Source organism: Pseudomonas sp. MUP55 (assembly GCF_034043515.1).
Lineage (GTDB): Bacteria > Pseudomonadota > Gammaproteobacteria > Pseudomonadales > Pseudomonadaceae > Aquipseudomonas.
Genome location: NZ_CP138214.1, coordinates 778,720 through 792,668 on the forward strand (window position 1 = coordinate 778,720; position 13,949 = coordinate 792,668).

A 13,949-nucleotide genomic window follows, 5' to 3' on the forward strand; every position below is an offset into this window, starting at 1 on the left:
GCTTGCAGCTTCGTCAGAGCTGATAACTGAAACTCAAGGTATAACGCGGCCGCCGGTTGAAGCTGTCCAGGGCGATGTCCGACATCGGCTTGGCGGCTTCCAGGGCGATGTTGTAGTACTTGTTGTCGCCAAAGCGCAGTCCCACCGCCGCCGAAGACATATCGCTGGCCTTGACCGGCAGGTCGTTGAACCAGGTCTTGGCGCGGTCGAGCACCACGTAAGGTTGCAGCACCTTCACCCAGTCGCCGGCACGGTTGAAGCTGTAGTTGACCTCGTATGCCACGCCCCATCCCTTGTCACCCGAGCCCTGGTCATCAGGGTAGCCACGGCCGAAGTTCTGCCCGCCAAACGTGGCGCGTTCGCTGTCGGGCAGGGTGTTGTTGCTCCAGTAGAGTGCGCCTGAAAGCACGCCTTGCCAGTTGTCGAAGAACTTGTCGCTCTGCACGCCGGACAGGCGCAGGCGGAAGAAGTCGAGGTCGGGTTTTGCCACGTCAAGGTCACTGCGGGCCTTGGCGCCTAAACCGTCGATGCCCTGATACAGGCCGCCGCTGAGGATGCGCAACTGTCGGGCGTCGGCCTTGCGCCAGTCGCCTTCAAAGGCCAGGGCGCGCAGGTTGGATTCGATATCGAAGCGCAGCGGGTAGCCCACCAGCTTATAGCGGGTGGTCTGGTCCACCGCGTACAGGCGCGTGCCCAGGGTGAGTGACTCGGTGGGCGAGGCAATGAAGGGGTGGCTCAGGCCGACGGAATAGCGATCGATCGACTGATGCGGTTTGAGCTCGAAGCCGCCGTCCAGTTGCACGCTGCTGCTGGGGTCGGCGCGATAACGCTCGGCGGCGAGTGCCAGTTGGGTGCCTTCGGCATTGACGAACTGGTTGTAGTCCACGCGGTAGTAGTGCTCTTTGTCTTCGCCGGGTGGGAACAGGCCGCTGAGCGCCAGCTGTTCGCCCAGAGATGTTTGAGCATTGCTGGTTGCGCTGAGCAAGGCCTGGGTGCCGCCACGGCTTTTCTGCACCAGGCTCATGCTGGTGGTGAAGGGTTTGCGGCTGGCCTGGATCTGCATGTGCGTGGCGCCATCGGTGGTGCCCGGTGGCGGCACCTGCGCCTGTACGGTGAGGCCGGGAATGCGGCTCATCAGGGTGGTGTAGCGTTCGAAGGTCTTGCGCGTAAGAGGGCGCTCGGCCAGCAGCTTTTGCGCCAGCTTGTCGACGTAGGCCGACACCGAGCCGATGTCGCCGGTTTGTTGATAATCCTTGATGTAGCCCTCCACCAGCACCACGCGAACCAGGCCGTTTTCGAAGTTCTGTTGCGGCAGAAATGCGTAGGACAACAGGTAGCCGTCCTGCTGGTAGCGCCGGGTGATGCCACGGGTGGCCTCGATCAGTTGCGCAAGGTTGGTCTCATGGCCAATCAACGGCGCGTAGGCCTGGGCCGTTTCGGTCAGCGGGTAGATCGTACCGCCTTCGATCTGCAGCTTGCGAATGGTGACCTTGGTGTCCATCAACAATGGCTGGCTCGCAGTAGGCGGCGCTTGCGGCACCTGGGTTTGCGGTGTGGCCGGTCGATAGGCGTCGGCGGGCAGGTTGGGGACCGGCAAGGTGCGGATGGTGTCGTTGCTGTTGAGGAAGCTGGGAAGGGTCTCGGCCTGTGCATAAGCGCTGAGGGTAAGCAAGAACAACGGCGTGAACACGCGCATAGGACACTCCATGGTCAACTGCAGCAGCGTTTCGGGCCCGCCGCGTTCTGAGCGCGGTTCGGGAGGGCGCTGGCTGTCTACATCCAGCAGCAGCCCATAAAAAAGACGAGAGACTTAGTCAGGGTCTCTCGTCTCAACCAAGCGTAGGCGCTGTAGGGGAGGCCGTCTAATCGGCCAGGTGCATTTCTATTTGCCGGTCAGGCCGTTCAGCAAACCGCCCAGGCCTCCGGTTGTGGCCGTGCTGCCGGTAGTGGTCGTGGTGCCTGTGGTGGTGCCGATATTCAGGCCGCCGAGCAGGCCGCCGCTGGTACCACCGGTGCCGCCTGTGACCAGGCCACCTACCGAGCCTACGGTGTTGCCGACGGCGGTTACGGTGGTGCCCAGGGTATTGGTGACCGGGTTGGCGTTGGCAGCGGTCAGGTTAGTGCCCAGACTGCTGACGGCACCGCCGACTTGAGTCACCAGACCATTGACCGGAGCGCCGACGCCCGTGGTGGTGCCGATGTTCTGGGTCAGTGCGGTGACGCCGGATGTCACGGGGTTCAAGGCTGCGCCGACACTCGTGGCCACAGTGGCGACCGGTGCCGTGGCGCCGGTGTTGGCGACACCCGTGCCACCGAGAACGGTACCTACTGAGGCAATGGTGTTGCCCAGTGCGCCACCGGTTACACCGGCGGCACTGACGGTGCCGTTGGTGTTGCCGATGTTCAGGCCGGTCCCGACGTTGTTCACCAGGCCACCGACCAGCTCCGGTAGACCAGGTGCTGCGGCACCACCGGTTGGCGCGACATAGCCGCCGGATTTGTCGAGCGTGCCGCCTACGCCCGCCAGCACGCTGCCGACGACAGTGGTCACAGGGTTGCCGGTCCCGCCGGTACTGGCGACCTGAGTGCCGAGGCTGGTGACGGTAGCGCCCAGTTTATCCACCAGGCCGTTCACAGGCGTGCCCAGGCCGGTCGCCTTGCCGAGGTTACCGGTGGTGTTTTCCACCAGTGAAACCACGGGCACCAGTACTCTGCCGCCCAGGGTGCCGGTCAGGGAACCCAATGGGCCGGTGGTGCTGGCAGTGCTGAGGGTGTCGCCGAGCATGGTCACCGTGGTGCCCACGTTATCCACCACGCCACCGACTGCGCCGCCTACGCCGCCGGTCAAACCGCCGACGACGGGAACGCCGCGCAGGGTCGTCGACAGCGATCTGCCGGTGACCGACAGGCCATCGCCCAAGTCAGCGACGCCAGTGCCGACACCCGCGACAGTGATGCCCAGTGAGTTGCTGTTGGTGCCCAGCGAGCCCAGGCCGGTGGTCACGCCAGTGCCGATGCTGGTAACGGCGGTGCCGGCCGAAGTGACCAGGCCGCCTGCCGTTGTGCCGACAATCGGGACCCCGTTCAAGGTCGAGCCGAGATCACCCACCGCTGCGCCAACATTGCCCACGGTGGTGCCGAGGGTGCCGGCGATCTGGCCAGTGACGAGGGGGGTGGTTGTGGAACCTGTGCCGCCACCAGTGCCGCCACCAGTGCCGCCGCCGGTACCACCAGTGCTGCCACCGGTACCGCCAGTGCCGCCACCGGTACCGCCAGTGCCGCCACCGGTACCGCCAGTGCCGCCGCCGGTACCACCAGTGCCGCCACCGGTACCGCCAGTGCCGCCGCCGGTACCACCAGTGCCGTCGCCGGTACCGCCAGTGCCACCGCCGGTTCCGCCAGTGCCGCCGCCAGTACCACCGGTACCACCACCAGTGCCGCCACCCGTACCGTCGCCGCCACCAGTGCCACCACCGGTTCCGCCACCCGCACCACCACCGGCACCTGCGCCAGCATCCGGCGAGGACGCCGCTACGTTGGATTTATGCCCGCCACCACCGCTGCTGCAGCCGCCGAGGCTCATGGCCAGAATCAACGCCAGCGCGGTACTTGCTTTCCAAAACACGAGTTGAGTTTTCATGATTGAGTTCCCTGCACCTGATACAACCTTGGTTGTTTCAAACGCTCGCTATTTATTGGGTTAGCGATACGTTTGTCCGTGTGGTTATCACAGACCGGTGCCGATGTTCTCGCAACGCTCAACTTGGTATTAACGATTTATATACATAAGGTTGTAGTCGGCTTAACGATTAGTACAAAGGATATAGTTTTTAAAAGATTGAGTTTTAGCGGGCTTGTAAATCAAGGGGTTAAATAAAAATAGCGAACCCGGCCGGGTCCGCTATCACTAAAGGTGTATATATACAATTATCAGCTGTTTTCAGACAATCGGCCGCCACTTCCCAAGCATATGCTGTATGTCGCCAGCGCCGCTCAACACTAACTCGCCACGTGAGCCGGTGCCGGTAGTCATCAGGCTTACTGCACTGGGCAGGCGCACGGGTTTCTTGAAGTGCACCTCTATTTCAAGGGGGGCGACTGGCAGTAGTTCGCCCATCGCCGCGAGCGTGCGCGCCTTGTTCCACAGCCCGTGGGCGATGGCCTGGGGGAAACCGAATAACTTGGCCGTCGGTGTGCTGAGGTGAATCGGGTTGTAGTCACCGGATACGCGGGCGTAGCGGCGACCGATATCGGCAGGTGCTTTCCAGCGTGTCAGTTCGCTGAGGGGCGCGTTTACCGACAATCCGTGTTCCTCGGCCTCGCCGTCAAGCTTCACGCCTCGGCATAACATCGTGCTTTGCGCATCCCAGAGCAGACCAAGGGCGTCCTCGACCACGGTCACCACATCGAAGGTCGCGCCCTTGGCATGGGGCTTGAGATTGTCCGAGTACACGCCGACCGTCAGCTCACCCACATTGCCCAGGGGCCGATGAATGCGAATGCGGTTGCTCAGGTGGATCAGCCCCAGCAACGGAAACGCGAACGCCTTGTCGGTGAGCAGTTGCATCTGCAGGCCGAACGCCAGGACATGGGGATAAGTCGCTGGCAGCATCGGGCTGTCGGCAAAGCCGCAGACCTTGCGGTACGCCGCGACCGCCTTGGGGTCGACGCGGACCTGGCAGCGCAAGCCGAACTCGGGCAGCGTGCTGCCGGTGATCTTGCGCTTGAGCGCCGCACGCCAGTACAGCGGCGGTAGAAATGGAGTGCTGTCCAACGTCTGCCATTGCATGGTCACGCTCCCAGAAGGCTTTGCCCACACACCCGCAGCGCCTGGCCGCTGACCGCGCCCGAACCCGGCTGGCTCAGCCAGGCGACGGCTTCGGCCACGTCCTGCGGCACACCGCCCTGGCTCAGGGAACTCATGCGCCGCCCGGCCTCACGCAGGGCAAACGGAATATGCGCGGTCATCTGAGTTTCGATAAACCCTGGCGCCACGGCATTGATGCTGATGCCACGGGTGTGCAGCAGCGGTGCCCACGCCTGGGCCAGGCCGATCAGCCCAGCCTTGCTCGCGGCATAGTTGGTTTGCCCGCGATTGCCGGCGATGCCGCTGATGGAGGCCAGCAGCACCACGCGGGCATGGTCGCGCAGGGTGCCGCTGTCGAGCAGCGCCTTGGTCAGCACCTGCGGCGCATTGAGATTGACCGCGAGCACGGCGTCCCAGTACTCCGGGGTCATGTTGGCCAGGGTCTTGTCGCGGGTGATGCCGGCGTTGTGCACCAGGATATCGAGGCCCTCGGGCAGGCGCTCGATCAACTGGGCGGCGGCGTCCTCGGCGCAGATATCCAGCGTGAGGGTGCGCGCATTCAAGCGGGCGGCCAGGGCGTCGAGGTCGGCCTTGGCCTGGGGCACATCCAGCAGGATGACGTCGGCGCCATCGCGGGCCAGGGTTTCGGCGATGGATGCGCCGATACCCCGCGCGGCGCCAGTGACCAACGCTTTGCGCCCGGCCAGTGGGCGCGTCCAGTCTTCGACCGGCGTGGCGCAGGCCTGCAGGCGAATCACCTGCCCGGAGATGTAGGCGCTCTTGGGCGACAGGAAAAACCGCAACGCGCCTTCCAGCTGGTCTTCGGCCCCCTCGCCCACGTACAGCAGTTGCAACACACCGCCGCTGCGCAACTCCTTTGCCAGGGAGCGGGTGAACCCTTCCAAGGCCCGCTGGGCGCTGGCGGCGAACGGGTCGCTGAGGCTTTCCGGCGCGCGACCAAGGAGCACCAGGTGGGCGCTGTGATCGAGGTTTTTCAGCAAGGGCTGGAAGAATTCGCGCAGCTGTTTGAGCTGATCGGTGTGCTGCAGGGCGCTGGCGTCGAACACCACCGCCTTGAGTTTGGGGCCGTGCCCGGGAATCCACGCCGGCACATCCAGTGCCTCGTCGCCGTAGCGGTAGATGGCATCGGTGAGTTTGTTGGCGAACGGCAACACGCGAGTTGCCAGCGCGCCACCGCCCAGCAGCAGCGCCCCTTCCACCGGACGCAGGCGCCCGGCTTGCCAGCGTTCCAGGCGTACCGGTGACGGCAGGCCAAGGGCGGCGACCAGGCGATGGCCGAGGCTGGAATTGGCGAAGTCGATATAACGGTCAGACATGGAACGCTCTCCGAAGGCTGGGGTTCAAAGGTTGACCATCCCAGGGTAGCAGTCGTTCGACTAGGCTCACTGATCAAGCCCATAACAGACAGAGGGAGCTTTTCATGACTCAATTGCGCCGTGTGGCGATCATTGGCGGTAATCGCATTCCGTTCGCCCGCTCCAATGGCCCCTACGCCACGGCCAGCAACCAGGCGATGCTCACCGCCGCCCTGGAAGGCCTGATCGAACGTTTCAACCTGCACGGCCTGCGCATCGGCGAGGTGGCTGCCGGCGCCGTGCTCAAGCATTCGCGTGACTTCAACCTCACCCGCGAATGCGTGCTGGGCTCGCGCCTGTCGCCGCAAACCCCGGCCTACGATGTACAGCAAGCCTGCGGCACCGGGCTGGAAGCGGCCTTGCTGGTGGCCAACAAGATCGCCCTGGGCCAGATCGACTGCGGCATTGCCGGTGGGGTGGACACCACCTCCGATGCGCCGATTGGCGTCAATGAAGGCCTGCGCAAGCTGTTGCTGCAGGCCAACCGCAGCAAGTCCCTGGCGGATAAGCTTAAAGTCCTGTTACAACTTCGTCCCCATCACCTCAAGCCGCAGCTGCCGCGCAACGGTGAGCCGCGCACCGGGTTGTCCATGGGCCAGCACTGCGAACTGATGGCGCAGACCTGGCAGATCCCCCGCGCCGAACAGGACGAACTGGCGTTACAGAGCCATCAGAACATGGCCGCCGCCTACGCCGAAGGCTGGCACAACGATTTGCTCACGCCGTTTCTGGGGCTGACCCGCGACAACAACCTGCGCCCCGACCTGACCCTGGAAAAACTCGCCGCGCTCAAGCCTGCTTTTGAACGCAGTGAAAAGGGCACGCTGACCGCGGGCAACTCGACACCGCTGACCGACGGTGCCTCGCTGGTGCTGCTGGGCAGCGAGGCGTGGGCCCGGGAACGCGGCTTGCCGATTCTCGCGTACCTGCGCGATGGCGAAGCGGCGGCGGTGGACTTCGTCAACGGCGCCGAAGGCCTGCTGATGGCGCCGGTGTACGCCGTCCCCCGTTTGCTGGCCAGAAACGGCCTGACCCTGCAGGACTTCGATTACTACGAGATCCACGAAGCATTTGCCGCTCAAGTGCTGTGCACGCTCAAGGCCTGGGAAGATGCGGACTATTGCAAGACGCGTCTGGGGCTGGATGCGCCGCTGGGCGCCATCGACCGCAGTCGTCTCAACGTCAAGGGCAGCTCATTGGCCGCCGGGCACCCCTTTGCCGCGACCGGTGGGCGCATTGTCGCCAACCTGGCCAAGTTGCTGGATGCGGCCGGTAAAGGGCGCGGCCTGATTTCGATCTGCGCGGCGGGGGGCCAGGGCGTGACGGCGATTATCGAACGCTGATTAGCCGGCAAATTGGCCTAATGAATGCATTCTTCGCGGGTCAGAGGTCGGTAGCCTCTCCCACCGGCGCGCCGATTGCCGTATAACGAGTGCCACACGCGTGTTTGGTAATACAGGACCCACAATAAAAGCTGATGAAGACTCCTAAACGCATTGAACCCCTGATCGAAGACGGTCTGGTCGACGAAGTGCTGCGCCCACTCATGAGTGGTAAAGAAGCAGCTGTTTATGTGGTGCGCTGCGGCAACGAATTGCGTTGCGCCAAGGTTTACAAGGAGGCGAATAAACGAAGTTTTCGTCAGGCGTCCGAATACCAGGAAGGCCGCAAGGTCCGTAACAGCCGCCAGGCCCGGGCCATGGCCAAGGGCTCCAAGTTCGGCAAGAAAGAAACCGAAGATGCCTGGCAGAACGCCGAAGTGGCGGCGTTGTTCCGCCTGGCCGGTGCCGGCGTTCGCGTGCCCAAGCCGTACGACTTCCTCGAAGGCGTGCTGTTGATGGAACTGGTGGCCGACGAATACGGCGATGCAGCGCCACGTCTGAATGACGTGACCCTGGAGCCGGACCAGGCGCGTGAATACCACGCCTTCCTGATTTCCCAGATCGTGCTGATGTTGTGCACAGGGCTGGTGCACGGTGACCTGTCGGAGTTCAACGTACTGCTTACACCGACGGGCCCGGTGATCATCGACTTGCCTCAGGCAGTGGACGCGGCGGGCAACAACCACGCGTTCAACATGCTGGAGCGGGATGTGGGCAACATGGCTTCCTACTTCGGGCGCTTTGCCCCGGAGCTGAAGAAGACCAAGTACGCCAAGGAAATGTGGGCGCTGTACGAAGCCGGCACCCTGCACCCAGCCAGTGTCCTGACCGGTGAGTTCGACGAGCCGGAAGAACTGGCGGACGTGGGCGGTGTGATCCGCGAGATCGAAGCGGCGCGGCTGGACGAAGAGCGCAAGCAGGCGATCCGCGCGGCCGATGATGCGCCACCGACCAAGACCGCCGAAGAACCGCCGCCGCCTTGGATGCAGTGATCTTGCGACACATGAAGATCTAAGTGTGGGGAGGGGGCTTGCCCTAATGCCAGTCAGTTAAGAAGTAGCACAAGCGGAAAGTAACCTGTGGCGAGGGAGCTTGCTCCCGCTGGGCCGCGAAGCGGCCCCAAACAATGGGCCTGCTGCGCAGTCCAGCGGGAGCAAGCTCCCTCGCCACAGGTACGGGTTCGCCTTAACTGACTGGCATTAGGGCTTGCCCCCGATAGCAGTGGTTCAGTCAACATATGCAGTGACTGATACATCGCCATCGGGGGCAAGCTCCCTCCCACATTTGGTTTTGCGTTGAGCCAGTTGGAATACCAGGCGCGACGGCTTCCGGATGCCTTGGGTGCAGTGATCTTCGACACATGAAGATCTAAGTGTGGGAGGGGCTTGCTCCCTGTAGGAGCGAGCTTGCTCGCGAAAAACGTCCAGGTAACGCGTTCATTCTGGATAAACGCGGTGGCCCTGAGTTCTTCGCGAGCAAGCTCGCTCCTACAAAAAGCCTGGGCAAAGCCCCATCCCACATTTGGTTTTGTGTTGAGTCAGTGGAACCTCAGGCGCAGCAGCTTCCGGAGGCCAATTCCTTGAGGATCGGGCAGTCCGGCCGATGGTCGCCCTGGCAGTGTTCTACCAGGTCCTGCAACGTATCGCGCAGTTGTTCCAGCTCGCGAATCTTCTGATTCAACTCATCGATATGCTGGCTCGCCAGGGCTTTTACGTCGCCGCTGGCGCGCTGGCGGTCTTGCCACAAGGTCAGCAGTTTGCCGACTTCTTCCAGTGAAAATCCCAGATCCCGCGAGCGTTTGATAAACGCCAGGGTGTGCAGATCGTCGGCACCGTAGATGCGGTATCCGGCGTCGGTGCGGTGGGCTGGCTTGAGCAGGCCGATGGATTCGTAGTAGCGGATCATCTTCGCGCTCAGCCCGCTTTGGCGAGCGGCTTGGCCGATATTCATGGGCGTTGGTCCTCCAGGTCCTTGGGTTTCCAGGTTTTGAGCAGCAACGCATTGCTCACCACACTGACGCTGGACAGCGCCATCGCCGCGCCGGCCAGCACCGGGTTGAGCAGGCCGAAGGCCGCCAGGGGAATGCCGATCAAGTTATACACAAAGGCCCAGAACAGGTTCTGGCGGATTTTCGCGTAGGTCTTGCGGCAGATCTCCAGGGCCGCCGGCACCAGGCGCGGGTCGCCGCGCATCAGGGTGATGCCGGCGGCGTGCATGGCCACGTCGGTGCCGCCGCCCATGGCGATGCCGATATCGGCTGCGGCCAGGGCCGGTGCGTCGTTGATACCGTCGCCGACCATGGCCACCCTGCCGGTCTTTTTCAGCTCGCCCACGGTGGCGGCTTTGTCAGCGGGCAGCACTTCGGCGTGTACATCGTCGATGCCCAGCGCCTCGGCGACCACCCGCGCGCTGCCGCGATTATCGCCGGTGAGCAGGTGACTGCTGATGTGCTGCGCCTTGAGTTGCTGCACGGCGTGCAGTGCGCCCGGCTTGAGCGTGTCGCCAAACGCGAACAGCCCCAGCACGCGGGGCTGTTCGCCTTGTTCGATCAGCCACGACAAGGTGCGGCCTTCGGCTTCCCAGGCGCTCGCTTGCTGGCTCAACGCGCCTGCATCAAGGCCGGCTTCTTCGAGCAGGCGCCGATTGCCCAGGGCCAGTTGCCGGCCGTCAAGGGTGCCGGCAATGCCGCGTCCGGTCAGGGACTGGCTGGCGCTGACATCGGCCACCTTCAGTCCCTGTTCTTCACAGGCCTCCAGCACCGCCTTGGCCAGTGGGTGCTCGCTGCCGCGCTGCAAGGCGCCCGCCTGTTGCAACAGTAACGACTCGTTGCCGTCCAGCGCCGCCAAATGCACGATCTTCGGCGCGCCCGAGGTGAGGGTGCCGGTCTTGTCGAACACCACGGCGCTCACCCCCTGGGCATGTTCCAGGGCTTCGGCATCCTTGATCAGAATGCCATGGCGCGCGGCAACGCCGGTGCCGGCCATGATTGCAGTCGGCGTCGCCAGGCCCAGGGCACAGGGGCAGGCGATCACCAGTACCGCGACCGCATTGATGATTGCGCTCTCCAGGGGCGCGCCGTACAGCCACCAGCCCACCAGGGTGAGCAACGCCAGAACCAGCACGGCCGGGACGAATACCTGGCTGACCTTATCCACCAGTTTCTGAATCGGTGCCTTGGCGGCCTGTGCGTCTTCGACCAGTCGGATGATGCGTGCCAGCACGCTCTCCGCACCCAGGGCGCGGGTGCGTACCAGCAGCCGGCCTTCGCCGTTGATGGCGCCGCCGGTGACCGTATCGCCTGGCCGCTTCGGCACCGGCAGGCTTTCGCCGCTGATCAGTGCTTCATCGGCATGGCTTTGGCCGTCGACCACTTCCCCGTCCACCGGGAAACGTTCGCCCGGCTTGACCAGAACCAGGTCGCCGAGCTTGAGTGCGCTGATGGCCACCTCTTCCTCGCGGCCCTCCAGCACGCGCACGGCCCGTTCGGGGCGCAAGGCTTCGAGGGCGCGGATGGCGCTGGCGGTCTGGCGCTTGGCGCGGCTCTCCAGGTATTTACCCAGCAGCACCAGCGCGATCACCACGGCCGAGGCTTCGAAATACAAGTGCGGAGCGGGCCGTGTGAGCCATTGATAGACGCTCAGGCCGTAACCGGCGCTGGTGCCGATTGCCACCAGCAGGTCCATATTGCCCGCACCGGCCCGCACGGCTTTCCACGCCGCGCTGTAAAAACGCGCGCCGAGGATGAATTGCACCGGCGTCGCCAGGGCGAACTGGACCCAGGCGGGGAGCATCCAGTGCACGCCAAAGGGTTCCATCAGCATCGGCAGCACCAGGGGCAGCGCCAGCAGGATCGCCAGCATCAGCGCCCAGCGCTCATGATGCAGGCGTTGGGCTTGACTGGCCTGGGTGGCGGTTTCGCTCTGGGGCAGGGTGGCGGTGTAGCCGGCTTTTTCCACGGCGGCGATCAATACGCCGGGATCCAGCTGGCCGACTACCTCAACGTGGGCACGTTCGTTGGCCAGGTTGACGCTGACGCGTTGCACCCCCGGCACCTTGCCCAGCGCGCGCTCCACACGGCCGGCGCAACTGGCGCAGGTCATGCCGCCGATGGGCAGGTCAAAGGCGGTGGGTCCATTCATGGGGCAGTCCTCCGTAAGACGATGCCCCTAGGATCAACCTTGACCCATGGGTAAGGTCAAGCGCGATCGACGATCGTCGACGATCGTTCCCACGCTCCGCGTGGTAATGCATCCCGTGACGCTCCGCGTCACCCTGGCGCGAATCAGAGGCCTGTGCGCGGGACGCGGAGCGTCCCATGAGGCATTACCACGCGGAGCGTGGGAACGATCAACCGCGGAGCGTGGGAACGATCAACGAAGTACGATCAGCGCTTTCAATATTCCAGATTTACGGCTTTGAGGTACATGCCGTCCGGGCCTTGGGCGATGCGCAGTTTGCGTACATCTCCGGCTTTGAGCGTGATGTTCTGTGCCGGCGGCGCGAGCATGCCCGGCAGGCAGCCCGGGGTCTGGCCCGGCAGCAGCTTGAGGCGCAACGACACATCACCCGGCGGCAAATTGAAGGAGGTGGCTTGTTCCTGGAACAGGCGCCCTGCCAACTGGTCTTGAATGTAGAGGCCGATCTCGCAGTTGGTTGGCACTTCCAGGCGCTCGCGGGAAATGATCAGCACCGCATAGTCTTCAGCGGCGGGCGCAACGGCAGAAAAACTCATCAGGCCGGCTAGGGCAAAAAACGACCAGCGCATGGCGAATGCTCCGTGGTTCACATCTATTGAAGGTGAAGCTTGGCCGACGTCGCCACCGAATGCCAGCCCGGCCGAGTTTTCCTAAACTTGACCTTGCCATGATGGCAAGGTCGAGACTGGGTCCAACCTCATCAAAGGAGTCATGTCATGCAAGTATTCAACGTGGAAGGAATGACCTGCGGCCATTGCGTTCGGGCGGTGACCCAGGCGGTGCAGGCCCAGGACGCCGATGCCAAGGTCACGGTGGACCTCGCGGCCAAGCAAGTCAGCGTGCAAAGCAAACTCGAGCGTGAAGAGATCGCCGGGCTGATCAAGGAGGAGGGCTACACAGTCGTCTGATTGTCGATAGTTAGCGAGCTATCTTAATGTTCAAGACGCCCAAGCACGGCTAGACTGTCGGGCTGCCGACTCACTTGGGTGTCTGATGAACCTTCGCATAATTCTGATTCTGGGCGCCTTGAGCGCCTTCGCGCCGTTGGCGATCGACTTTTACCTGCCGGGCTTCCCGGCGATGGCGAGCGCCTTTGCCACCGACGAAAAACACATCCAGTTGACCCTGGCGGTGTATTTCGGTGGGCTGGCCATCGGGCAATTGATCTACGGCCCGTTGGCCGACCGCTTTGGCCGGCGCGTACCGCTGCTCAGCGGCGTTACGCTGTTTACCCTCGCGTCGTTCGCCTGTGCCTATGCGCCGTCTTTGGAATGGCTGATCGGTGCGCGCTTCGTGCAGGCCCTCGGCGGTTGCGCAGGCATGGTGATTTCGCGGGCGGTGGTGAGTGACAAATGCGACGCCGTGGGCTCGGCCAAGGTGTATTCGCAACTGATGCTGGTCACCGGCCTGGCGCCGATTCTCGCGCCGCTGGCGGGTGGGATCATGGTGGGCATGTGGGGCTGGCAGTCGATTTTTCTGGCACTGTCGCTGTTCAGTGTGATGGCGGCCATTGCCGTGGCGGTGGGTTTGCCGGAAACCTTCCCGGCCCATCAGCCGCGCCAGCCGTTGTCCGGCTCGCTGCGTCGCTACGCCGCGCTGTTGTCGGACCGGGTCTACCTCGGCTACGCCTTGACCGGCGGCATCTCGATTGCCGGGATGTTTGCCTATATCGCCGGTTCACCGTTTGTGTTCATCAAGCTGTATGGGGTCCCCGCCGAGCATTACGGCTGGCTGTTTGGCTCCAACGCCGCCGGTTTTATCCTGGTGGCGCAATTGAATGCGCGGTTACTGGCCAAACGCGGCCCGGCATTTCTGCTTTCGCGTACGGTGTGGGTTTACGTCGCGGCGGCGCTGACTCTGCTGGGGATTGCAGCGCTGCGCACAGAAGCGCTGTGGCCGTTGCTGGTGCCGCTGTTTATCTGCATCGCCAGCCTGGGCTGCATTCTGCCCAATACCTCGGCTTGCGCCATGAATGGACAAGGCGCGCGCGCCGGCAGCGCGTCGGCGTTGCTCGGTTGCATTCAGTTCGGTGTGGCAGCGGGTGCTGCATCGCTGGTGGGTGTGTTGCACGACGGCACAGCGATGCCGATGGCGATGGTGATCAGCCTGTGCGGTGTGCTGGCGGTGACGATTGCGATGTCGACCCAGCGCCTGCAACGGGCCAGGGCCGTGCAGGCGCAGGTCTGAA

Annotated in this window: 11 protein-coding genes; 4 read left to right on the forward strand and 7 right to left on the reverse strand. The window is 63.6% G+C overall.

Annotated elements, in window-relative coordinates:
* Positions 1-13 precede the first annotated feature (13 nt).
* The 4 genes from SC318_RS03305 to SC318_RS03320 all read right to left on the reverse strand — a co-directional run bounded on the left by SC318_RS03305 (position 14) and on the right by SC318_RS03320 (position 6,144).
* Positions 14-1,696: a ShlB/FhaC/HecB family hemolysin secretion/activation protein gene (locus SC318_RS03305; RefSeq protein WP_320429639.1), complete on the reverse strand. Its 1,683-nt coding sequence runs from the start codon at positions 1,694-1,696 to the stop codon at positions 14-16.
* A gap of 186 nt (positions 1,697-1,882) precedes the next feature.
* Positions 1,883-3,640 (reverse strand): collagen-like triple helix repeat-containing protein, encoded by a 1,758-nt coding sequence (locus tag SC318_RS03310; RefSeq protein WP_320429640.1) that lies wholly within the window; start codon positions 3,638-3,640, stop codon positions 1,883-1,885.
* 300 nt (positions 3,641-3,940) lie between these two features.
* Positions 3,941-4,789, reverse strand: a complete 849-nt coding sequence (locus SC318_RS03315) for a MaoC/PaaZ C-terminal domain-containing protein (protein ID WP_320429641.1) — start codon at positions 4,787-4,789, stop codon at positions 3,941-3,943.
* Positions 4,790-4,791: 2 nt separating this feature from the next.
* Positions 4,792-6,144 carry a 3-oxoacyl-ACP reductase gene (locus SC318_RS03320; protein WP_320429642.1) on the reverse strand — a complete coding sequence of 451 codons (1,353 nt, stop codon included), beginning with the start codon at positions 6,142-6,144 and terminating at the stop codon, positions 4,792-4,794.
* A gap of 104 nt (positions 6,145-6,248) precedes the next feature.
* Here SC318_RS03320 and SC318_RS03325 point away from each other — a divergent pair, with 104 nt between their 5' ends.
* Both SC318_RS03325 and SC318_RS03330 read left to right on the forward strand, forming a co-directional pair.
* Positions 6,249-7,526 carry an acetyl-CoA C-acetyltransferase gene (locus SC318_RS03325; RefSeq protein WP_320429643.1) on the forward strand — a complete coding sequence of 426 codons (1,278 nt, stop codon included), beginning with the start codon at positions 6,249-6,251 and terminating at the stop codon, positions 7,524-7,526.
* Between the two features lie 134 nt (positions 7,527-7,660).
* Positions 7,661-8,557, forward strand: a complete 897-nt coding sequence (locus tag SC318_RS03330; RefSeq protein WP_177017446.1) for a PA4780 family RIO1-like protein kinase — start codon at positions 7,661-7,663, stop codon at positions 8,555-8,557.
* A 556-nt stretch (positions 8,558-9,113) separates the two neighbouring features.
* Here the strand turns inward: SC318_RS03330 and cueR are convergent.
* The 3 genes from cueR to SC318_RS03345 form a co-directional block, all read right to left on the reverse strand.
* Complete coding sequence (gene cueR / locus SC318_RS03335; RefSeq protein WP_320429644.1) at positions 9,114-9,515, reverse strand: Cu(I)-responsive transcriptional regulator; 402 nt, start codon at positions 9,513-9,515, stop codon at positions 9,114-9,116.
* Positions 9,512-11,704, reverse strand: coding sequence for a heavy metal translocating P-type ATPase (locus SC318_RS03340; protein WP_320429645.1), 2,193 nt, complete (start codon positions 11,702-11,704; stop codon positions 9,512-9,514). Before SC318_RS03340 ends, cueR begins: the two co-directional genes overlap by 4 nt.
* 254 nt (positions 11,705-11,958) lie before the next feature.
* Positions 11,959-12,330, reverse strand: a complete 372-nt coding sequence (locus SC318_RS03345; protein ID WP_320429646.1) for a hypothetical protein — start codon at positions 12,328-12,330, stop codon at positions 11,959-11,961.
* A gap of 147 nt (positions 12,331-12,477) precedes the next feature.
* Here SC318_RS03345 and SC318_RS03350 point away from each other — a divergent pair, with 147 nt between their 5' ends.
* Positions 12,478-12,669 (forward strand): heavy-metal-associated domain-containing protein, encoded by a 192-nt coding sequence (locus SC318_RS03350; protein WP_320429647.1) that lies wholly within the window; start codon positions 12,478-12,480, stop codon positions 12,667-12,669.
* An 85-nt stretch (positions 12,670-12,754) separates the two neighbouring features.
* Positions 12,755-13,948, forward strand: coding sequence for a multidrug effflux MFS transporter (locus tag SC318_RS03355; protein ID WP_320429648.1), 1,194 nt, complete (start codon positions 12,755-12,757; stop codon positions 13,946-13,948).
* Position 13,949 lies beyond the last annotated feature (1 nt).